We start from the raw sequence: 20,905 nt of genomic DNA on the forward strand, positions 1-20,905 counted from the left end.
AGCACTGCTCTATGCCTCAAGCACTCGCCAGTCCTCTGCCCACCAGCCATCACCGCTGGTGTCCTGCACTACCGACACGATCACGTCATCGACAATCTCAATGACAACCATCTCCCATAGGCTGCCGCCGAAGTCGTACGTGCCGCAGTGCCTACACCCCTCCAGCACGCCCTGAGCAAGCACACGGTGATGGCCGGGTTCACCCGCCACGGCCCATCTGTACTCCCAGTTCAGATGCTGCCCCACCTCATAGTCGATGAGGTCTGTCGCCCCGAACCAGAACTGCGCGGTCCAGATACCCGTCACTCCGCAGTTCGGGCAAGTGAGCGGCTTGGGAAACTTCACCCTGTTGAACAGCCCCATAGCTCATGCTCCATGCGAGCTCCCTGGCACGCCAACTTCTTTTCGCCTCCGGCGGGGGCACTCCGGCTCCGGGATGATTGTCGCGCGGGCCTGAGGCTCGTGATTAGTTGAGGTGGAAGCCTGATCACCCCGCCCGCCGTCGACCCGGGACAAGCCGAGCAGACCAGGGCCACGGGGCCAAGGTCGTTCCTCCAGTTGGGGGCTCCACCTTGTCCCCGTGGCCCTGGCCCGCTTCCCCTTCGGGCGGGTCGACGGCAGACGGGATGATCAGGCAGGCGGAGCGCGCGCGTCACGCTGGAAATTACCAGGTCGCGGGCTGATCGTCGTGCCATTAGCGTGCCATTAATGGCGGTAACGAGGGGTCAACCACGGTCACTCAGGACCGGCCTCAGTCCCAGGCCAACGTCCCTACGAGCCAAGATCCCTACAATTCCCAAGCTGAGGACGCCGATTCCGTCTCCTCCACCGCCAGCCCAAGCGCGGAGTTCGCTAAAGTAGCCATCTTCGGATGGGGCAACTTCCGGAGTCTCTGAAGGCGAACGCCCATGACGAACCCTGACCAGACGTCCGCCCGACTCCGTCTCAAGGCCGCGTTGAACCGCATGGCCGTCACCTTCCGTGGCATGACCGCCCGTCCTGATGAGTACAAGTGTGAGTGCCACTGGGGCAGTGCGGAAGAGCTCGCGCAGTTGAAGGTGCCGGACGTGGAGCTGGACCTTGATCTTCTGTACCGCGCTTGGCGGCCCCTCGATTGGAAAGACCACGCATCCGTGCTGCGCCGTGCTCTGCCCCAACTGTCGAGGGCTCTCGTTGACGGCCTTGTCGACTCACTCTTTGGTATGGATGAGGTCGGACGTTCGTTAGCGCGGGGCCAGTGGCAGCAGTGGCCTGGCGAGCAGGTTGCAGCGGTCTGGGAATTCCTGAACGCCTGGTGGGCCCATACTCTCATCGACCCGGATCCGGTTGTGCCCGTGCACGAAGTTCTCGCACTGTGTCACGAAGCCTCTGCCACACTCAGCCCCTGGCTGGAAGTCTGGGAAACGCAGACGTCCAGCGTGGCCGATCATCATCTGGCCAAGGCGGTGGCGCACTGGGAGTACGACTTGCTGGGAGACCAACTCCCGTGGGAAACCTGGGAGGACGCGGAAGAGACGCGTATCGAGTTGACGGCCTGGTTGATCCGCAATGCCCCTGCCCGGCTCCGTGCCCAGAACGCCCCCGTAGAACTGCTCCATCGGATACGACTGCTCAGCCTCGTCGGACCCGCCCGTTGGGAGGACCCCCACTGGCCTGGCTAGCGCTACTGAGTCAGCGCCCACCTCGCAGTGGTCACCGCTCCTGGACGTCACGCAGAGCAAGATCCGGAACATGCGCGGAATGACCTTGCCGGAGTTGAGAGGGAGCGGGCGATCGCGCGCAGGTCAGCACGTCCTTGGTTAGCCAAAGGACGATCCACTTCTGATCCGACGGTCGCAGGTTCGAATCCTGCAGGGCGCGCTTTCCAGAGACAGTGGACGAGAGCCCTTGACCTGCGGGAACGCCGGCCAGGGGCTCTCGTCTTCTGTCCGGGTGCGTACGGCTGACGGCGGGCCGCTGCGGATGATCGTGCCAGATGCGTGCGCACGTTCCGCGCATGCTCCGGATCATTCCTCCCTGAGGGCGTCGGCGATCCGGCGCTTGGCGGCCTCGTCCTGGCCGACGACGCACTTGGCGTAGATCCTGAGCAGGACCTCCACGCTGTGGCCGCGACCTGGGTGGTAGGCACACCCGCGTTGAGCCACGTCGAGACGCAGGCGAGACGCCGGTCGTGGACCCGCTTGGTGAGGAGTGAGGCGTATTGCGTCTCGGTAAGGGCGGCGGTCCGTGCACGACGCCATGGTGTCGTGGCTGGTGAATCCCGTCCCTGCGGCGCGGCGGCCGGGGGAGGGCCACCTGCTCACGGCGGCCGGCGTGGAGGCCGTACGGGAGACCACGGCCATGTTCGCCAAGCTGGACTACCGGTTCGGCGGCGGGCACGCCCGGTCCACGGGTTGTGCAGTACATCGCCATGGAGGTCGAACCGCTGCTCAAGCAGGTCTCGCCCGACACCGTGCTCGGCCGGGAGTTCCTGTCCGAGACCGCTGCCATGCTGCGGCTGGCCGTCTGGATGGCGTACGACACGGGCCGGCACGGGCTCGCCCAGCGGTACATGGTCAAGGCCCTCATGCTCGCGCGCGAGGCCGGCAACCGGATGCTCGGCGGACGCATCCTCGCGGGCATGAGCCACCAGGCCAACTACCTCGGGCACTACGGTGCCGCGGTGAACCTCGCCAGAGCCGCCCGCATGGGCGCTGACGGCGCGGCCACGCCCACCGCCATGGCGCTGTTCCACGCGATGGAGGCGCGGGCCCTCGCCTCCCAGGGGGACGAGGCCCGCGCCCTCGGGGAGGCCGAGCCGTGGTTCGAGCGGCGCGTCCCCGAGGACGACCCGGTCTGAGGTACTTCGACGAGGCGGAGCTGGCCGCCGAGTTCGCGCACTGCCTCCGCGACCTCGGACACCACCATCGGGCACAGGACCGCGTTCTGGAGAGCGTGGAGCTGTCGGAGAGCCTGTACGTGCGCAGCCTGTCCTTCGTCCGCACCATCCTGGCCACCATCCATGTCGCCGAGGGCGATCTTGAGCAGGGGATCGCGGTGGCGCGTGGTCTCGCGTTCGAAGGTTTTGCCGACGTCGTAGTGAGGTGCGGGTCGGCGGTTGGTGGAGCCGGGTGGCCGCCCAGGGCCGGGGCTTGCTCGGTTTCGGTGCACCGGCGGGGCAGGTGGTCTTCGCGCGCGTTGATCAGGTTCGATCGACGCTCAGGAGATCAGGTAACGCAACCAGTCCGGGTCCGCAGGCTCACAGACCAGGAAGGGCAGAAGCTACAACGCATTGTGCGGCGCGGCACGATGAGCACGGTGCGCCATTGGCGGGCGATGATCCTGCCGGCTCCGCCGGCGGCAACACCGTCCCGGTCATCGCCCGCCTGGTGCAGGCTGACGAGGACACCGTGCGATCCACCGCTTCACGAGATCGGGATGGCCTGCCTGGACCCTCAGTGGGCGGGAGGCCGTCCCCGCCTGACCAGTCCTGACGACGAAGAGTTCATCGCGACGACGGCCACCACCCGACCGACCAAACTCGGCCAGCCCTTCACCCGCTGGTCCATCCGCAAACTGCTCGACTACCCGCATCGCCTGCCCGGCCGCGCCATCACCATCGGCCGGGAAGCCTTACGCACCCTGCTGGCCCGCCACGGCATCACCTTCCAGCGCACCAAGACCTGGAAAGACTCACCTGATCCGAACTTCGAAGCCAAGCTGGAACGCATCGAGTACGCCCTGGCCCAGCGGCCCGACCGCGCCTTCGCCGTGGACGAGTTCGGGCTGCTCGGCATCCGTCCCACCGCCGGCTCCGGATGGGCACCACAAGCCGGACCGGCTGGCGGCCACCTACCGCCGCACCCACGGCGTCACCCACTTCACGGCTGCTACTCCGTCGGCGACGACCTGCTGCGGGGCGTCAACCGAGCCCGCAAAGGCATCGACCACACCTGGGCCGCGCTGAAGTCGATCCGCGCCGCCCGCCCGGACGGCGCCCCGACCTACGCCTCCTGGGCCAACCCCGTCGAGGCGCACTTCGGACCCCTGCGCCGGTTCGCCCTGGCCAACTCCGACCATCCCAACCACACCGTCCGGACCCGAGCCCTCCACGCCTACCTGCGCTGGCGCAACGCCCACGCTCGCCACCCCGACGTGCCGGCAGCACAGCGCCGCGAACGCGCCCGCATCCGAGGCGAGAAAGGCGTTCGATGGGGCGGGCGACCGCTCGCAACCGCGGCCTGAGACCTCACCCAACCCGGCGATCATTTCCGGTCACAGCACTGGCGGTCTCCGCACGGCGCCGCCGGCTCAGCGCTCTTCGCATGGAGTCTCCACCTTATCCGGGGCGATTCAGCGGGCTGATCAACGAGTACCAGCGCACTGGCTAACCAACCACCTTCAGCTAAAGAGCACCACACCTGTGTATGTGCCTAAGGCTGCGGTCCACAATAGCCAGCCTGTGAAAAATTTCTTGTGTCGACTTGCGGCGAATCCAGCGAGTCCGGCGAGTAGGTAAAGGGCGCAGGCGAACAGGAATCCAATCTGCACGCCTAGCATGAAGCCGCTGAATACAATGACAATGAGCGACGAACATGCAGCCGCGAACAGTCCTGTCGCAGTCTGGAATACGTTACGAGCGGTAATGTTGCACACTCCCGGGTCTGCTTGAAAATTGAACATAGGCGAAGCGCAGTCGGCACCTACCGTTCTGCACTTCCCTTTCTTGATGGTCTGCAGATCGTAGGGCATCTCTGTCTGGATCTTTCTCTGAAGTCTGATCCAGTTTTCACAGGTGTGGAGGTTGGTGAACCACTCTATACTCGGGTGGTGAACCCCCGTCTTTGGGCCCCATGCTGTGACGGTTAGCCACAAGGACGGTCCACGCCCTGGCTGTAGTTGCCGCCATAGGTCATTGAGAATTCGATAAAGGAGCCGGAGGGCTCGATGTGTCCTCCTTGCCTAGCTGGCTCCACACCCTGGTATGCCTGTCAGTTCACCCTTCCGTACGGCCTCCTCTTCCTTGGTCGACCATTCAGGAGAGTGTAGGTTTACCTCAATTTTTCGGGTTTTCGCTTTGCCGGTCGAATAGTCGGTGGGAGTGAGCGCCCCTTTCCCGTGTCTGTATCGTAAACGCCTACTCGGGCGCCTCTTTGGGGTCCCAATCGAGCTGGGACAGAATGTACTCTGCTGAGGCAATGTGCTCTATCCACCACTGTGCATGAACGAACGTCGCCGAGCAGATATTGTCACTGCAAACATGCCCTCCGCCGTTGCTGCTGTATGTGCCTGTGGAGGCTGCTATGTCGCCTGCACCAGAGTAACTGGAGCTGCTGTATCCAGAAGTGCTGTAGCCGCCACTGCCGAGGCTGACGCTCGTCCCTCCCGCGATTGTTGTGCCGCCGCCGTTGCCTGTGTTGACGCCGAGGCCGCTGGTGTAGTGACCGGTTGGGTCGATGCCGGTGAGAGGCGGGGCGTCGGCGTAGGTGGTGGCTGTCCCACTTGGTCCAGTTCGGAGCAATGATTAAGCGGACGAAGCGTAACTTTTGGGTGATCAAGGAACAAGAGTCACTTTTGCTGTGACATAGGTGCGGAATGCAACTTTCCGGATAAGAGGTGTGCTGCTGATCGGACGGTCTTGGTACCGCTACATGGACGGAGAGTGATCGGCGGGTGGGGCAGGTCACCCTCGGGGCGAAGATGACGATGCCGTGGAGGCGCAGCGGCTCCTCATCTATGAATATCCCAAGGTCGGAGACCGGTTAGCGTCGACTGGTTGTGGCTGTGCCAGCACATGGATGCCGCCGATCGCGTACGCCATCGATGCTGGGAATGTCTCCTGTGCCAAACACATGCCGAAGAAGACGCGAGCGGATCCCTTGGCTGACCTGCGCAAAAGCGCTGGTCGCGCCCTTGACTTCTAATCCGACGGTCGCAGGTTCGAATCCTGCAGGGCGCGCTTGTCCCGGCCGGCGTAGGAGAGCCTCTGGCCTGCAGAGATGCAAGCCAGAGGCTTTCTCCGCATGTCCGGCTGTCTGCGGCTCGCAGTGGCCGTTTGCGGGTGCCTAAGATGGTGATGACCGCCGGGCCGTGGCGCTCGCGCAGCCTCGCGGGGCAGCGAGGTCGGGAGCGCGGTGAGAAAGGCTCCGTCCTCAGGCGCGAATCGCACTCTGGTGTCAGCGCCGAGTTGGCGTTCAAGGACGGTGATCTGGTGGCGCAGGGCGAGAATCTCTACGTTCTTGTCCCGATCGCTCACGGGTAGCAAGCGCAGTGCGGTGAGAGCGTTCGTGACGGTGAGGTAGGCCAGGCGAAGGAGCGCGGTCGATCATCATGCCGCACCCGCCTCCCTCTCCTGCTCGCCGGAACTCGTGTATGCCGCACGTAGCCCTAGCAGGGGGCATGACCTGGGCGGACGTGATCTTTTCTGCAGGCGCGCTTCCACTCGATGATCCGGAGGTGGCCACCGTCTCGGGGTCAGCGACCGGGCTGAGTTCGCCCTCGCCGGCTCTGTGATCCCGCCCCCTCAGCGCCCGCCCCCTCAGCGCCCGCCCCCTCAGCGCCGGCTCCCTCAGCGGCGGCTCCCTCAGCGCCCGCCGCCCGGCGAACGTCCTGGCGGACCTGGACTCAGTCGACGATCGCGCCGCTGGTCAGGTTGGCGATCGTCCCGGTCATGGCCCCCGTTCGATCCGAAGCCAGGAACGCGGCCGTCTCCGCGATCTCGGAGAGCCTCGGCAGCCTCTTGAGCAGCGTCCCTTGCGCCATCGCCCCGCCTTCGAGCATCTCCTGGACCGACTGCCCCGCCGCTGCCGCGGCCTGCGCGAAGAGTTCCTTGGTATAGGAGCCTGCTGCCGGCGCGTCGACGACAGCGTGGGGACGGATGCCGATGACCCGGACGTTGCCGGGTGCCAGTTCCGCGGCCAGAACCCGGGAGAACGCCTCCTTGCCGGCCGCGCTCACGGCGTGCCCCAAGATGCCACCTACAGCCAGTTTGGCGCCCGGCTCCGACAGCGTCAGGATCACACCGGGACGCTCGCCCCCCATGTGCCGGGCCACGGCCTTGCTGGTGATGAACAGCGTCCGCAAATAGCCGTCGATCGGCCGCATGAACTCCTCCAGCGACAGATCCGCCAGCGAAGTCCCCTGGTCGTGCTGGACACTCACGGCGTTGACGGCGATGTCGATGCCGCCGGCCGTCGCCGCGACAGCGTCGGCGTGCTTCTCCACGGCCTGTTGATCGAGCACGTCGACCTGCGCGGTCTCGACCGTTCCGCCCGCGGCGGCGATGTCGCGCGCCACAGCGTCGAGCTTCGCCTGCGTCCGCCCGGCGATGAAGACCCTCGCGCCTTCCCGGGCGAAGACGCGTGCGATGGCGCCGCCGATGGCGCCGCCGCCTCCGTAGATCACAGCGTTCTTGTCCTTGAGCAGCAATCCGCTCATCGGTGACCTCCACATGATGTTCTTCCGGATGGACAGGCCGGCTCCGTGGTCAGACCGTGGTCGCGGCCATGGAGGCGTCCGGTGTACGAGAGCGCACTTGCGTGATGCAAGCGAGGCTAGAGGAGTAGTCTTGCATGACGCAAGTGATCCTCTGGGAGGTGGGGTCGCCATGCTGGGCAAGACCTACGACACACAGGTGTGTTCGGCCGCCAGGGCGCTGGAGGTCATCGGCGAGCGATGGAGCCTGCTGATCGTGCGCGACGTGTTGTTCGCCGGGGCGACCCGGTTCGCCGACTTCCAGCGCCTGGGCATCGCGACCAACATCCTGGCCAAACGCTTGGACAGCCTGGTGGACGCGGGCGTCCTCGAACGGCGATCGAGCAAGGAGCAGCCCGATCGGAGCGGCTACGCCGTGACCAGGAAGGGACGCGACCTGGCGCCCGTGATCATCGCACTGACGCAGTGGGGTGATCGATGGGCGGCGCCCGACGGTCCGCCCATTCTGTATCGGCACACCGGTTGCGGCGGGGCGGTCACCGAGCAGACCACCTGCGACACCTGCGGGGAGGTCACTGACCTCGCGCAGCTCCACGTCGTCCACGGCCCTGGCTTCCCCGAGGCCCTCAGCGCCTCGCGGAAGCATCGGCCGGATGTCGCCGACCTGCGGTGACGCTCCGCACTGGGAGATGAACGCTCAGCCCCGGGAGGCCGGATCCCGCGCACCGCGACGGCCACACGCCGTGCCTAACGCCGCTTCGTCGTCGGATTCGATGACGTGCGGCTGCCGCGTGAAGGCGTACCCGCCAAGCTCCGGAGCCGAACGCATCGACAGACACCCCTGGTCACTGCCACTGCGGGACTTGCCGAACCGATCTGTCAGACATCAAGGCGACGGTGCTCCGCACCGCCGCACGGCCCTCGCCGGCGGCGTGCCCGGCCCGCCGCCCGCACGCCGGGCCGGGCTGTGGCCTGGACCCTGATCCCGGCCGGTGGCGGGAACGCGAGCCGCCCGCCGTACGGGAGCCGCCCACCCTACAGGAGCCGCCCGCGGTACGTGATGCCCGCCGTACCAGCCCGCATCCGCCGACCAGGGACGTGCTGCAACCAACTGGTCTCGTGTCATCGGCATTTCCGTCGTCTCGGAGGAATGCTCGTTGGACCGAGCGCCATTGGCCCCGCATGCGTACGAACTCGTCGTCGGCAGCGTGCCGTGGCCGACGTCGTCCTCATCCTGGTTCCACGCCGATGGGGAGCCGCCTGCCTTGCCCCGCGTACTCATATGTTCCGGTGGGGTTCCCGCCGTCGTGGCTGAGCCATGGGCCGGCCAGCACGCCCGTGCGCGAACATCCAGATGGCGAGGCCGGTGAGGGTCGCGACAGAGACGCATGTCAGCGCGGGCATGTACCAGCCAGGGACGAGCATCGCGAGATCGTGATCGTCGTTGAGCTCCCAGAACGAGCTGATGGGATTGACCACTATGACCAGGGCAAGAGTCAGTAGGTACCCCACGCTCGCCATTCCGCGGAGGAGGAAGTCATTGACGGTGGGGCGACGACTCCGCTGGTCGAGCAGAGCGAGGAAGACCGCCTCAATGGCGAGGACAAGGGTGAGGCCGAGCGTCACCATTCGCGCCTGCGCGACAGCTTCGCCCAGTTCCCTCAGCGACCGATCATCCCAGGATTCCTCGTACCAGTTGACCCCCGTCGGGTGGGCGGCGATCTGCAGTGCGATCAGGTTCACTGCGACGTACAGCAATGGGGCCGCCAGAGCGCACAGCAGAGCGGGCGAGCCTTTCAGGACGCGCAGATTCATGAGGCATTGGACGCTGACTCGATCGCTCAGGTTCCGGGGTGATCGTTCACCAGCGTGGCGCACCGAGGCGAACAGGCTTCGATCATGGCGTGACCCGCCCATGGCGGGGTGGGCGTCGAAGCCGTCCCCGATGTCTGGGGCGGTGTCGTGCCGGCGCGTCCTGGCCGTACATGCCGAGGCCGGTGGCGGAACTGCGGCACCCGCCGCACGGATCGGCGGGCCTCCAGCAGGCTGGGTAGCGCTGCTCGGCGTGAACCGCGCCGAGTTTCGTGGAGACCCTGGTGTGCCGGATCGAGTGGTTCATGGATTCCTGTGCCACTTGATGAGGGGAAAGACGCGTGGGCCGGGCTTCCGGCAGGACGCCCGGCAACTGTCTGGATGGCCGAGCCCCGAGGTCAGCCGCCGACCACCTCGACCGCTGCGGCTACAAGGTCATCGACGACGGAGCAGGCAGGAGCGTCGCCCCAGGCTTGCTCTGCGGCCCGCCCGTCGCCGGTGCGTACCAGGATCGGCCGAACGCCGGCGGCCTGTGCGGCCGCGATGTCCGATGACCGGTCGCCGATCAGATGGCTCTTGGACAGGTCCAGGTTCAGCTCGGCGGCCGCGCGCCTGATCATGGCGGGGCTGGGCTTCGGTGCGTCACCCACGTTGTACCGATCGGAAACGGCGTGCTCCCCGGCCACCGGGCTGCTGTAGATCGCATCGACGGTGACGCCTTCGTCGGCCAGCAGCTCAGACATTCGATCATGCACCTCGTCCAGGGTTCCGGGCTCCGCGTAGCCGAGGCCGACGCAGGATTGGTTCGTCACGACGATCAAGGCGTAGCCGTGATCGCGCAGAAGCCGGAGCGCGGGCGCCGCGGCCGGCAGCAGTTGCATCGCCTCCGGCCCGTGTCTGTAGGTCGGAAGCGTGTTGATGCAACCGTCCCGATCGAGGAACACCGCCCTCCGGGCGGGTGCGTCACCTGCGAGATCAACCTGTGTATGCCGGACGGCGTCGACTCGATCGCCATCGAGCGCGATGTCGAAGATCCGGTACGGGTGGGGATGCTCGACAAGTGCCGGCGTGACACTGAAGGTGGTTGATCCGATCGTGGTCGGCTCGGCCCCCGGATGGTAGTGCCCGGACAGGGACAGGACGACCCGGCCGGAGTCGCTGGTCCGCTGCTGGAGCTCTTCACCTTCCGCGTAGGTGTGCGGATAGCCCTCGTCCAACCGTGGAGTGATGACGAAGTGCTGGAGATGGACCTGCGGACGTGTGCCTGGGTCGAGCAGTGACGAGTCGAACCGCTCCCGTTCGGTCAGCGTGCGACGAGGCACGTTGCCGGTCGACTCGCGATCCCAGAAGCTGACGATGCGTAGCTTCCCGACGTCACGGATGAATGGTCCGGAGCCCAGTTCCTCGGCGTGGACGCGATAGCTGTCGTGATTGCCGGGAACGGCGATCCATTCGATGCCGCAATCGTCCAGCATCCGTCGCACGAGGCGATAGTCCGCTCGTACCCGCTGCCAGGCCAGCCCGTCCCGGGCGGCGTCACGCTCGGGATCGAACAGGTATCCCGGAACGTCCACCACGTCACCGGTGATCACGATCAGTTGGGCGCCACGACGGCGGGCGTCGTCGAGCGCGGCCGCCAACAGTTCGGGAGCCGTACGACCTCGCCGGACCGGCAGCGTGGGGTGTCCAGGGATATGGCGTCGGAGGTGTATGTCGGTGATATGGGCGATGCGCATCGGGGATGCTTCTCCTGTCGTGCCGGCGCGTGACTCGAACAGCCTGCGTCTGTCGCGTGACCTTTGGTCGACACCGGCTGGTGCTGTGAGGAATGGTCTGTCCGGTGAGAGCAAGCCGGACGTGCTGATGGTCCGCTTTCTCCTACTGGAAGGCACCGGATCGAGCCGGTGAGATCACCCGGCCGACCGGGCCGTCGACTTCCGGACCTTGAGCTCGACGGGAAGCTCCCGATGAGGTCTCTCGATCTCGTCCCCGTTCAGGGCCCCGATCAGCATCGTCGCCGCCTGCCGTCCGATCTCGAACCGATCGAGCGCGATCGTCGTCAGGGCCGGGCCGAGCAGATGCGATGTCGGAAGATCGTCATGACCGACGACGCTGAGGTCGCGGGGAATCCGGAGCCCGGCTTCGATCGCGGCGTCGTAGACGTGGTGCGCCAGCAGGTCGCTGTCGGTGATGACGGCGGTCGGACGATCAACTCTGGAGAGTGCGCGAAGCACTCGCCCGACCGTTTCGTCGGCGGTGCCGCCGGAGATGACCCGAGACGGAAGCCCTGCGGCCTTCATCTTCCGACGGAACAAGGACACCCGTTCCGATGCCGACGACAGTCCCGGATTGGTGAGCAGGCCGATCCGGTGATGCCCGAGTTCGAGAAGATGGTCAACGGCCAACCGGACTGCTTGAGACGCGTCACCGCGGATGCTCATCGCACCCGATGACCTCGCGCTGCGCGCCGAGTTGACCAGCACCACGGGACGATCGGATTCACCCCGCCAGGTCGCCAGCACGGCCTCGACGTCGATCGGCGCGATCGCCAACCCGTCGAGCTGCCGGTTCGTCATGGCCCTGATCATGTTGGTCTCGCGCGACCGGTCAAGATCGGAGGTGCCGATCAGGATCTGATAGCCCTGCTCCTCGGCGGCACCGCTGAAGCCGTCGATCAGGCGCAGGTAGCCGGGGTTGCTCAGGTTCCGGCTGATCAGTCCGAGCATGTTGGAGCGCTCGACCCGGAGTGCGCGTGCGGCGAAGTTCGGACGGTAGCCCTGCTCTTCGGCGATCGCTCGCACGCGCTCCCGAAGCTCGTCACTCACCCCGGGGCGACCGTTCAGGGCCATGCTGACCGCGCTCGGGCTGATGCCGATGAGCGCCGCCAGCCCCTTGAGGGTCGGACCGCTGGACATCCTCGGCATCAGACGCCCCGGCTCGCCGTCGGCACGCCATCCCCGGCGTACGCGTCTTCGGCGTTGGGCCCCACCACGGCGTCTATTGTGCCACTCTGCTCGATGATCGGCGGCGTCGGCGAGCTGAACGAGTTGCCACTGACGACGGTCGCCGCGATCTCCCCGCCGACCGCGGCGTCCAGGTGGACCGCGGGTCCGCTGGTGCAGTTCACCACGTTGCCGGTGATCGCGACGCCGGTCACCCGCCGGTCACCGCCGGTCCTGATCCGGATCCCGGCAGCAGTACCGGAGAAGGTGTTCGCGGTGATCGAGACAGCGCCGGTGTTCGTCAGGTTGACCGCCCAGCACGACAGGTCGGTGGCGGTGTTGTTCGCGATCACGACCGAACCGTGCTGGAGACTCGGATGCCCCGTGTGACAGCCGACGAAGGTCGGATAGCCGGAGCAGAAGTTGTCGATCACGCGGACATGGCTGCTGTGGGTGTCGTCCTCGGCGCCCCAGGCTGTCAACCCGGGCGCGGCCAGGTCGAGGCTGACCGCCTCCGTCTGGTAGGCGTGCGGTTCGCGAGCGATGCCGGTGACGAAGCGGCATCCGGAGATCGTCACGTTGTAGGTCGAGTTCGTCTCGATGGCGTGCCACTCGGGCATGTTCCGGATCTCGAGATCACGAACCTGAACATCCCTCGCATGGTTGAACACCATGCCGAAGGACGGCCGGGGATTCTCGAAGCCGTTCACGTCCCAGATGCCGCCCTCGACCATGATGTTTCCTGGCCCGTCATGAGCGCCGACGGTTCGTCCGGCGCCGTACGGCCCGTTGATCAGCATCGTCTCGATCGGTCCGGTCCGCACGATGCGCGTCGCGGGCGTGAGCGTCAGCCGAGTTCCGGCGTGCACCCGCAACGGCGCCTCACGGAGCCGCCACTCACCAGGACCGACGATCACCTGCCCACCGGCGGACCTGGCCACCTCGTCCAGTGCCTGCTGCAACACGCGCTCGTCCTGCGCTCCGCTCTGCCGAACGACCTCGACCACGGCTCGATCTGTCACGTACGCCTCCGTCTTGCCGAACTGTTGTTTACGCCGTCCAGCCAGTGTTAGCGTGCCAACTATAACGTTGAAGTTGCCCCGAACTATAACGTTGAAGTCCCTGATGGGTCGAGCCAGAGGATGATGCCGTGACGTCCATTCAGGGGAGGGACACGATGGACCGTGAGACCGTCGTCACTCATCCCGACGCGACGACCCTGATCCGCCCGAACCCGCAGTCGTCCCCACCTTCCGGACGGATTCGACGACTCGCGCACGCACTGCGGCAGCACAAGGTGATCTATCTCCTGCTGCTGCCGGGCATGCTCTACTTCCTGGCGTTTCACTACCTCCCCTTGGCCGGCGTCTCGATCGCCTTCATGGACTACTCGCCGTTCCTGGGGCTGAGCGGCTCGACGTGGTCCGGACTGGACAACTTCGCCAAGCTGTTCGACGATCCGGAGTTCGTCGGCACCGTCCGCAACACCCTGATCATTTCGTTCCTGCAGATCGCGTTCGCGTTCCCCGCTCCGATCCTGCTGGCGTTGCTGCTCAACTCGCTGCTCAGCGAGCGGGTGAAGCGCATGGTGCAGGCCGTGGTGTACCTGCCGCACTTCCTGTCCTGGGTGATCGTGATCGCCGTCTGGCAGCAGGTCCTGGGCGGCGCGGGAGCCTTGGCCGACCTGTTCCAGCGGCTGGGGCTCGACGGCGTCAACGTGATGGCGAACGCCGAGACGTTCAAGATCCTGCTGACCTCACAGGTGATCTGGAAGGACGTGGGGTGGGGAACGATCATCTTCTTCGCCGCCATAGCCTCGATTCCCACCCAGTTGTACGAGTCGGCCGCGGTGGACGGGGCGGGATCCCTGCGACGCACCTGGCACATCACCCTTCCGGGGATCCTGCCGGTGATCGTGCTGCTGCTCATCCTCAGACTGGGCAACGTCCTGTCCGTCGGTTTCGAGCAGATCCTGTTGCAGCAGCCCTCCGTGGGAGGCGAAGCGGCGCAGGTGCTGGACACATTCGTCTACTTCCGCGGCGTGCTCGGCGGCGACTGGGGGATCGGCGCGGCCGCCGGCCTGCTCAAGGGCGCCATCGGCACCCTGTTGATCGTCGCCGCGAATCGGATCGCGCGCCGCACCGGCAGTGAAGGACTGTTCTGATGACGACGTCATCCCATCGGCCGGCCTGGGTCGAACCGCCGAACCCTGTCGTGACGACGATCAAGGGGGTCGTGATCGGCCTGATCCTGCTGATCATGATCTACCCCTTGGCGTACGTGATCCTGAACTCGTTCGCCAGCCCCAATGCCACGACGACAGCCGGGCTGATCCCGAGCGAGTGGAGCTTCTCGTCGTACAGCGCGATCTTCAAGGGTGGGATCGTGCAGCGGTCGTTGATCGTCTCGATTCTGATCACGCTGGTCGGCACAGCGCTGTCCTTGGCCGTCACCGCGACCCTCGCCTACGCGCTCACCAAGACCAGGCAGGTCCCGGGGGTCCGGCCGGCCCTGTATCTGGTCCTGCTGACGATGATCTTCAGTGCCGGCATCATCCCGAACTACCTGGTGGTGAAGGCGTTCGGACTGCTCGACTCCTACTGGTCGCTGATCATCCCCGTGCTGGCGTCGGCCTTCAACGTGGTGGTGATGCGGAACTTCTTCATGCAGTTGCCGCGGGAACTCTTCGAGGCCGCGCGCATCGACGGCGCCGGGGAGCTGAGCATCTTCATCAAGATCGTGCTGCCGCTGTCCAAGGCGGTGCTGGCGGTGATCGGCCTGTTCTACGCGGTGTCCTACTGGAACTCGTTCTTCAACGCGATGCTCTACCTCAACGACTCCTCGAAGTGGCCGATTCAGCTGGTGCTGAACTCGTACGTCCTCCAAGGACAGTCGATGAGCTCGATGAACAACACCGAGATGTACAACCTGCCCTCCAGCCAGTCCGTGCAGATGGCCGTCGTGGTGTTGGCCACGATCCCGATCCTGGTCGTCTACCCGTTCCTGCAGAAGTACTTCACCAAGGGTGTGCTGACCGGCGCCATCAAGGGCTGACCACCCGCAGCGCCGCTGCCACCAGTCACCAGTTCACTCCCCTGACCCAACATGTTGGGAGTTCAGCATGTCCTCACCGTTCACGTCCCCGCGCGCCGGAGGCGGCGTCCCCCTGATGAGCCGACGGGCCGCACTCGGCCTCGGGTTCGGTGCCGTCGCCGGGGCGGCACTGACCGGCTGCGCCTCCGGCGGCGCGAGACCGTCCAGCGCGAAGAAGGCCGCGGTGCCGCCGCCGACGTACGTCGCGCCGCCGGTCTATCCGGGGGCCATCGTTCCGGAGGTGCCCGGTGTCCCGACGGCCTATCCCTCGATGCCGAAGAAGCTGACCAAGACCGTCGCCGAGACACCGGGCCGGGGCGGCGCCGTCCGGCACTTCCACCTGACCTGGGGGCCGCCGGCGACCCCGCTCGCCGGCAACCGGTGGTGGCAGGGACTCAACGAACGTCTCGGCGTCGACTTCCAGGTGACGGAGGTGTCGGCCGGCAACTACGACGCGAAGTTCGCCACCATGCTGGCCGGAGGTGATCTCCCCGAGGTCGTCCAGCTGACCTTCTCCGCGGGCTGCATGAAGGCCATCAAGCAGGGCGCGTTCGCCGATCTGAGCGAGACCCTGTCCGGCGACAAGGTGCTGGAGTACGCCAACCTGGCCAACGTCCGCACCGAGCAGTGGCAGGCCTGCACCATCAACGGCGGGCTGTGGGGCGTCCCGATCGACGTGCCGGTCGAGTTGCTCGAGTACCGGTATCGGAAGGACTGGGCGGAGAAGCTGGGCTTCCCCAAGCCGCCGGCCGACGCCGACGAGACGGCTGAGCTCCTGGTCGCGATGACGAAGGGGAACCCGGAAGGGTCCAAGAAGACCTGGGGGCTGACGGCCTTTCCAGGGATGGCTCTCGACCTGGCCTACGGCATGTTCGGCGTACCCAACAACTGGAAGTACGAAGGCGGCACGCTCACGCACGCCATCGAGACTCCGCAGTTCGAGGCGGCGATCGCCTGGCTGGCCGAGCTGTGGAAGAAGGGCGGCATGCATCCCGACGCGCTGGCGCTGGGCAGCCAGACCGACCGCTACCGGGCCTTCGTCGTCCAACACCAGGTCGGCATGGCGGTGGACTCGGCGGCGAACTTCCACCGTCCGAACTCCCAGTTCGGCAAGGTGGTCGCGGAGCTGGACGGCGCCTTCGCCGCGTTCATCCCGCCCGGCCACGACGGGCAGAGCAAGGCGGTCTTCAGGAAGACGGCGGGGGTCTACGGCATCAACGCGATCTCGGCCAAGGTCGCCAAGGACAAGGACCGGCTGGCCGAGATCCTCCGGCTGTTCAACTGGCGGCGCGGGCCCGTGGGCAGCGAGGAGTGGTACTACCAGGGCTGGGGAGCCGACGGCGACTACTTCACCCGTGGGGCCGATGGGGAGCCGGTCGCGGTCGAGGGCACCAACCTCGACGCGGACAAGGGAGCCATCGGCTACGGACTGACGCCGCAGAGCTGGATCTTCCCGACCGCCAAGGACTGTGTGGAGACCAACTCCCAGATGGTCCGCCAGTCGGTCGCCAGCCCGGTCGAAGGGCTTCAGTCGGACACTCAGGACGCGCGCGGCGCCCAGCTCGACCAGCTCTTCGCCACCTACGTCAACCAGATCGTGGTCGGCTCCCGGCCGCTGAGCGACATCGAGAAGTACCGCCAGGCCTGGCGCAGCCAGGGGGGCGACAAGATCCGCCGCGAGTTCCAGGTGCAGCTGTAGGGGCGTTGACACCGACATCTTCAACCTCAGAAGGGAAACGACATGACAGTGAGTCGACGGGCCGCACTTGTGGCCGGTGTACTGGGCGGCGCCGCGGTGGTGACAGTCGGCGGCACCTCGGCAGCGCAAGCAGAAACGAGCGGGCCCGTGCCGAACACGCCGGTCGAGGGTGAGTCCGACAGCCTGCGCAGACTGCGCCTGCAGCTCAACCTCGCCGCTCTCGGCGACCGGAGCCTGGAGCGTGACGCCGGTGGGCGTTGTGTCGTGGTCGCCCCGGCGGGCGTCCACGTGTTGAAACGACCCCTGGTGATCGGTGGCAACACCACGCTGCGGGCGGACGGTGCGACCTTCACCTCCGACGTGGCGGTCAAGCCGCAGACGTACTACAAGGACAAGAACCAGCACTCCCCGGAGCCGACCTACCCGGATTCGTTCGTCAGTGTCGCGGCGGTGAACTCCCGCGAGGCGACGTTGCTGATCAACTACGTTCCCGACGACTGCACCGGCCACCAGGCAGCCGGCAACATCCGGCTGGAGGGCGGCATCTGGGACCCGACGGCGTACTTCGTGCGGAACGCGGTCGGTGATGACCGCGCTCGGGCGACGGATGCGCCGCCGATGAATGCGATCACCTTCGAACACACTCACCACGTCGAGCTGTCCGGAGTCACCGTGCGCAACGTCAAGTGGTGGCACGGAGTCGAGTTGAACGCCGTCCGTACGGCGATCGTGAGCGGCTGCCGGTTCGAAGGCTGGGTCGAGGCGCCGACGGCCGGGCTGTGGCACGGTGAGGCGGTCCAACTCGACTTGGCGACCACCGGCACCACCTGGGGCGGGGTCGCCGACAACACTCCGAGCACCGACATCCGGATCATCGACAACTACTGCGGTTCGTCGCAGGAGTATCCGGGCTGGGGCAAGCTCACCGGCTCGCACACCGGCGCCCCTGGCGCGGTGCACAGCGATGTGTGGATCGAACGCAACCTGATCGAGAACGCGAAGTGGGATGCGATCGGACCGATGAACACCTCCCGGGTCGTCATCAGAGAGAACACGATCAAGGCGAGCTGGGGCGGCGTCTACGTGAAGTCGATCAACCCGAATCCGAACCAGACGGTCGACATCATGGGCAACGACATCACACTGGTCGCCGGATCGACCCGTCCCGCGGTCGGCGTGAACGCCACCAACGCCCAACTGCCGGTCAGCGATGTCGCGGTCTACGCGAACACGGTGCGAGGCGGTGGGTTCAGCTACAGCTCGAACGTCACCTTCAGACGGGAGCCGCAACGGTGACCCGTCGTGCCCTTTGAAGGCCGCAGCGACGCTTTCGTGATCCCGGGGCGGGCGCTGTCCTTCGGCCGTTGACGTTCGGCCCGCCGCGGGCTGTCTCCGGCGGGTCAGCGTCCGTCGGCGGGCGATTCCTCTTCGCCGGTGCCGCAAGCGGTGGCGAGTGCCGGCGCACAGGCGAGCAGAAGGGTGTTCTTCACCGCTGTTCCTTCAGGGTGACGACGGTTCCGGTGAGGCGGGCCTCCTCTGCCGCCCACGCGATCTCATGGCTGTGCAGGCTTTCACGGGGGTCCGAGAGAATGGGGGATGGGTCGTTCCGGCTGAGGGCGTCCAGGAATGCGGTGACGAGGCCCTGGTCACCGCCGCTGTGCCCCTCCTCGGGAGGCTTCGTGTCGATGACTTCGACGGCCCCGGTCACGAAGTCGGTCACGGTGAGCCGGGCGCCGTCCCCCTCGAGGGAGCCGCGCGTGCCGAAGACGCGGGTCTGGCGGAGGGCCTTCGGAGAGAAGGCGGTCATGGTGAACGAGGCGGTCGCTCCGCCGTCGAAGTCCAGGCTGACCACCTGGTGGTCGACCACGTCGTTGTCGCACGCGTACACGCACCTGCCGTAGGGGCCCTCGCGCAGCGCGCGCAGCACACCCGCCTCCGTGGTGTCCTCGCTCAGCACGGCCAGCGGCCAGCGGTCCTGGCCGCCCACGAAGGGCAGGTAGATGCGCTTGGCGTCGTAGGGGCAGGCGTCCGCGACGGCGCAGTCCAGGCAGCGCTCCGCCGCGCCCGCCGGCTGGTTGTCGGCCGTGAAGTGCTTCAACCCCCCGAACGACGACACCCGCGTGACCCGGCGGCCCATCACGTACGTCAGCCAGTCGAGATCGTGGCACGACTTGGCCAGCAGCATGAACGTGGCCTGATCGGTACGACGCCAGTTGCCGCGCACGTAGGAGTGTGCGTGATGCCACCAGCCGACGGGCTCCAGGTGCTCGATGTTCACGATCTCGCCGAGCCGCCCGCTGTCGAGCACGGCCTTCACCCCGCGGGTGTAGGACGTGTAGCGCATGACGTGACAGACGGCGAACAGCACGCCTGCCCGTTCGGCGGCCGCGACGATTCTCCGGCAGTCCTCCAGCCGGATGGCCATCGGCTTCTCCAGCAGGATGTGGTAGCCGAGCTCGGCGAAGCGCACCGCCGGTTCCACGTGGTCGGCGTCCAGCGTCGCGATCACCACCGCGTCCGCGAGCCGCGGCTGCTCGGCGAGTTCCCGCCAGTCGCCGAAGCCGACGGCCTCCGGGTGGTCGGCGAGCAGCGCTTCCCGGCGCCGTGGATCAGGCTCGGCCACGGCGGCGAGCCTGGCCCGACCGTCCGTCGTCGCGTACCTCGTGTATCTCGTCCCCCGGTCGCCCGCGCCGACCAGGGCCAGATCAACTTGCGGCATGTTCTCAACTCCAATTATGAGAAGATGCGACGTAAAGCTAGAGTCTGCCCAGTCCGACCGTCAAGGGGCTTTATGAGAGCACTCGGTGTTACTAACGACACCGCCCTGCTGCGCCGCCTCAACACGCGCGCCACCCTGCACGCCCTGCGCCAGGGCGGGCCGCAGACGCTGACCCAGCTCGCGCGTGCCGCCGGCCTGTCGCGGCAGACCGCCGAGGTGGCGCTCGCCGATCTGACCGAGCGGGGGCTGGCGGAGGAGTCCTCGCCGACCGAGGGCAGGGCGGGGCGGCCCGCCCGGCGCTTCAGGTTCAGGGCCGAAGCGGGTCACGTCGTCGGCCTGGACGTGGGGCCACGGCGGATCCTCGCCATGCTGGCCGACCTCAACGGCGACGTGACCGAGCAGCGGTGGCTCGACGCCGACGAGCACATGCCCGCCGCCGAACGCCTCGCGCTGGCCGAGCGAGCCGCCACCGCGTGCGTGGAGGCGGCCGGGTTGGCGCGTGGAGGCGTGTGGGCGGCCACGGTGGGCACCTCGGGCGTCGTGGACCGGTCCGGCAGGGTGTCGGTCTCGACCCTCATCCCCGGCTGGACCGGGCTCGACCTCGGCGGCCATGTGGGGCGATGGTTCGGCTGCCCCGGGTTCGCGGCGAACGACGCCAACCTCGCCGCCGTCGCCGAGCACTGGCGCGGCAGCGCACGCCACGTCGACGACCTGGTCTACGTGCTTTCCGGATACCGGGCGGGACACGGCCTGCTGCTCGACGGCCGATTGCGTACCGGCCGCACCGGCAGCGCCGGCGAACTCGGCAGATTGCCGCTCGCCGGCTGGGAGGATCCGTCTGTCGTGCTCGGCGAGGCAGGGCGGGACGCGGAGGAGATCTTCCAGGCGGCGCAGGCGGGCGACGAGCAGGCGCTCGCGGTGGTGGACCGGCTCGCTCACGGGCTCGCGCGCGGCGCGTCGGCGCTCGTTCTCGTGGTGGACCCCGAGTTGGTCGTCGTGGGCGGTGGACTCTCGCGCGCGGGCGAGCCGCTGCTCGAGCGGATGCGGGCTCACCTGGCCGAGATGTGCCTCAACCCTCCCGAGGTCGCGCTGTCCACGTTCGGTGAGGAGAGCATCGCGCTCGGCGCGGTACGCATGGCACTGGACCACGTCGAGCAGGAACGGCTCGGGCTGTGACGGGAGAAGACCGCCTCCCGCGCCCCTGGAAGTTCCGTCGCGGTCGCGGTG

At 66.9% G+C, this 20,905-nt stretch carries 16 protein-coding genes and 1 pseudogene; 9 read left to right on the forward strand and 8 right to left on the reverse strand.

The features are described from left to right. Nucleotides 1-9: 9 nt before the first annotated feature. Entirely contained in the window at nt 10-363 is a 354-nt protein-coding gene (locus tag BMX74_RS31400) for a hypothetical protein (RefSeq protein ID WP_055509962.1), read from the reverse strand. A 545-nt stretch (nt 364-908) separates the two neighbouring features. Here BMX74_RS31400 and BMX74_RS31405 point away from each other — a divergent pair. From BMX74_RS31405 to BMX74_RS31415, 3 genes and pseudogenes are all read left to right on the forward strand, one after another. Continuing rightward, nucleotides 909-1,661 carry a hypothetical protein gene (locus BMX74_RS31405; protein WP_055509964.1) on the forward strand — a complete coding sequence of 251 codons (753 nt, stop codon included), beginning with the start codon at nt 909-911 and terminating at the stop codon, nt 1,659-1,661. 749 nt (nt 1,662-2,410) lie between these two features. Beyond that, the gene (locus BMX74_RS31410) at nt 2,411-2,839 is read left to right on the forward strand and encodes an NsdA family TPR-like regulatory protein (RefSeq protein ID WP_143078821.1); all 429 of its coding nucleotides are present in this window, start codon (nt 2,411-2,413) and stop codon (nt 2,837-2,839) included. 341 nt (nt 2,840-3,180) lie between these two features. Beyond that, a pseudogene (locus tag BMX74_RS31415) lies at nt 3,181-4,224 on the forward strand (helix-turn-helix domain-containing protein). A 156-nt stretch (nt 4,225-4,380) separates the two neighbouring features. Here the strand turns inward: BMX74_RS31415 and BMX74_RS43375 are convergent. Together BMX74_RS43375 and BMX74_RS31425 are read right to left on the reverse strand one after the other, a co-directional pair. After that, nucleotides 4,381-4,731 carry a hypothetical protein gene (locus BMX74_RS43375; RefSeq protein ID WP_143078822.1) on the reverse strand — a complete coding sequence of 117 codons (351 nt, stop codon included), beginning with the start codon at nt 4,729-4,731 and terminating at the stop codon, nt 4,381-4,383. 1,872 nt (nt 4,732-6,603) lie between these two features. After that, a complete protein-coding gene (locus tag BMX74_RS31425; protein WP_091104225.1) occupies nt 6,604-7,416 on the reverse strand; it encodes an SDR family NAD(P)-dependent oxidoreductase in 813 nt (270 codons plus the stop codon). Nucleotides 7,417-7,585: 169 nt separating this feature from the next. Between BMX74_RS31425 and BMX74_RS31430 the strand changes: the two genes are divergently transcribed. Continuing rightward, the gene (locus tag BMX74_RS31430; protein ID WP_091104226.1) at nt 7,586-8,086 is read left to right on the forward strand and encodes a winged helix-turn-helix transcriptional regulator; all 501 of its coding nucleotides are present in this window, start codon (nt 7,586-7,588) and stop codon (nt 8,084-8,086) included. Between the two features lie 605 nt (nt 8,087-8,691). Here the strand turns inward: BMX74_RS31430 and BMX74_RS31435 are convergent. The 4 genes from BMX74_RS31435 to BMX74_RS31450 form a co-directional block, all read right to left on the reverse strand. Beyond that, complete coding sequence (locus tag BMX74_RS31435; protein ID WP_091104228.1) at nt 8,692-9,228, reverse strand: hypothetical protein; 537 nt, start codon at nt 9,226-9,228, stop codon at nt 8,692-8,694. A 395-nt stretch (nt 9,229-9,623) separates the two neighbouring features. Beyond that, nucleotides 9,624-10,961, reverse strand: a complete 1,338-nt coding sequence (locus tag BMX74_RS31440) for an HAD-IIIA family hydrolase (protein WP_082535674.1) — start codon at nt 10,959-10,961, stop codon at nt 9,624-9,626. Between the two features lie 174 nt (nt 10,962-11,135). Continuing rightward, a complete protein-coding gene (locus tag BMX74_RS31445) occupies nt 11,136-12,140 on the reverse strand; it encodes a LacI family DNA-binding transcriptional regulator (protein ID WP_177227580.1) in 1,005 nt (334 codons plus the stop codon). 8 nt (nt 12,141-12,148) lie between these two features. Beyond that, entirely contained in the window at nt 12,149-13,189 is a 1,041-nt protein-coding gene (locus BMX74_RS31450; RefSeq protein WP_143078823.1) for a glycoside hydrolase family protein, read from the reverse strand. A 155-nt stretch (nt 13,190-13,344) separates the two neighbouring features. Here BMX74_RS31450 and BMX74_RS31455 point away from each other — a divergent pair, with 155 nt between their 5' ends. The 4 genes from BMX74_RS31455 (at nt 13,345) to BMX74_RS31470 (ending at nt 18,255) form a co-directional block, all read left to right on the forward strand. Then, nucleotides 13,345-14,331, forward strand: coding sequence for an ABC transporter permease (locus BMX74_RS31455; RefSeq protein ID WP_055510009.1), 987 nt, complete (start codon nt 13,345-13,347; stop codon nt 14,329-14,331). Next, nucleotides 14,331-15,221, forward strand: coding sequence for a carbohydrate ABC transporter permease (locus BMX74_RS31460; RefSeq protein ID WP_055510012.1), 891 nt, complete (start codon nt 14,331-14,333; stop codon nt 15,219-15,221). Before BMX74_RS31455 ends, BMX74_RS31460 begins: the two co-directional genes overlap by 1 nt. A gap of 67 nt (nt 15,222-15,288) precedes the next feature. Then, entirely contained in the window at nt 15,289-16,959 is a 1,671-nt protein-coding gene (locus tag BMX74_RS31465; RefSeq protein WP_091104232.1) for an extracellular solute-binding protein, read from the forward strand. Between the two features lie 42 nt (nt 16,960-17,001). After that, nucleotides 17,002-18,255 carry a right-handed parallel beta-helix repeat-containing protein gene (locus BMX74_RS31470; RefSeq protein WP_143078824.1) on the forward strand — a complete coding sequence of 418 codons (1,254 nt, stop codon included), beginning with the start codon at nt 17,002-17,004 and terminating at the stop codon, nt 18,253-18,255. A 190-nt stretch (nt 18,256-18,445) separates the two neighbouring features. Here BMX74_RS31470 and BMX74_RS31475 read toward each other — a convergent pair whose 3' ends face one another. Further along, nucleotides 18,446-19,678 (reverse strand): Gfo/Idh/MocA family protein, encoded by a 1,233-nt coding sequence (locus tag BMX74_RS31475; protein ID WP_055510018.1) that lies wholly within the window; start codon nt 19,676-19,678, stop codon nt 18,446-18,448. Between the two features lie 72 nt (nt 19,679-19,750). Between BMX74_RS31475 and BMX74_RS31480 the strand changes: the two genes are divergently transcribed. After that, a complete protein-coding gene (locus BMX74_RS31480; RefSeq protein ID WP_177227581.1) occupies nt 19,751-20,854 on the forward strand; it encodes an ROK family transcriptional regulator in 1,104 nt (367 codons plus the stop codon). The last annotated feature ends 51 nt before the right edge of the window (nt 20,855-20,905 follow it).

Source organism: Nonomuraea pusilla, assembly GCF_900109355.1.
GTDB lineage: Bacteria > Actinomycetota > Actinomycetes > Streptosporangiales > Streptosporangiaceae > Nonomuraea > Nonomuraea pusilla.

What these genes read in the sequence shown, in the direction of transcription:
- BMX74_RS43375 (WP_143078822.1), bottom strand. Translation starts at nt 4,731, where the DNA reads ATGCCCTACGATCTGCAGACCATCAAGAAAGGGAAGTGCAGAACGGTA.
- BMX74_RS31435 (WP_091104228.1), bottom strand. Translation starts at nt 9,228, where the DNA reads ATGAATCTGCGCGTCCTGAAAGGCTCGCCCGCTCTGCTGTGCGCTCTG.
- BMX74_RS31440 (WP_082535674.1), bottom strand. Translation starts at nt 10,961, where the DNA reads ATGCGCATCGCCCATATCACCGACATACACCTCCGACGCCATATCCCT.
- BMX74_RS31410 (WP_143078821.1), top strand. Translation starts at nt 2,411, where the DNA reads ATGGAGGTCGAACCGCTGCTCAAGCAGGTCTCGCCCGACACCGTGCTC.
- BMX74_RS31460 (WP_055510012.1), top strand. Translation starts at nt 14,331, where the DNA reads ATGACGACGTCATCCCATCGGCCGGCCTGGGTCGAACCGCCGAACCCT.
- BMX74_RS31475 (WP_055510018.1), bottom strand. Translation starts at nt 19,678, where the DNA reads ATGCCGCAAGTTGATCTGGCCCTGGTCGGCGCGGGCGACCGGGGGACG.
- BMX74_RS31445 (WP_177227580.1), bottom strand. Translation starts at nt 12,140, where the DNA reads ATGTCCAGCGGTCCGACCCTCAAGGGGCTGGCGGCGCTCATCGGCATC.
- BMX74_RS31400 (WP_055509962.1), bottom strand. Translation starts at nt 363, where the DNA reads ATGGGGCTGTTCAACAGGGTGAAGTTTCCCAAGCCGCTCACTTGCCCG.
- BMX74_RS31470 (WP_143078824.1), top strand. Translation starts at nt 17,002, where the DNA reads ATGACAGTGAGTCGACGGGCCGCACTTGTGGCCGGTGTACTGGGCGGC.
- BMX74_RS31480 (WP_177227581.1), top strand. Translation starts at nt 19,751, where the DNA reads ATGAGAGCACTCGGTGTTACTAACGACACCGCCCTGCTGCGCCGCCTC.
- BMX74_RS31425 (WP_091104225.1), bottom strand. Translation starts at nt 7,416, where the DNA reads ATGAGCGGATTGCTGCTCAAGGACAAGAACGCTGTGATCTACGGAGGC.
- BMX74_RS31430 (WP_091104226.1), top strand. Translation starts at nt 7,586, where the DNA reads ATGCTGGGCAAGACCTACGACACACAGGTGTGTTCGGCCGCCAGGGCG.
- BMX74_RS31405 (WP_055509964.1), top strand. Translation starts at nt 909, where the DNA reads ATGACGAACCCTGACCAGACGTCCGCCCGACTCCGTCTCAAGGCCGCG.
- BMX74_RS31465 (WP_091104232.1), top strand. Translation starts at nt 15,289, where the DNA reads ATGTCCTCACCGTTCACGTCCCCGCGCGCCGGAGGCGGCGTCCCCCTG.
- BMX74_RS31455 (WP_055510009.1), top strand. Translation starts at nt 13,345, where the DNA reads ATGGACCGTGAGACCGTCGTCACTCATCCCGACGCGACGACCCTGATC.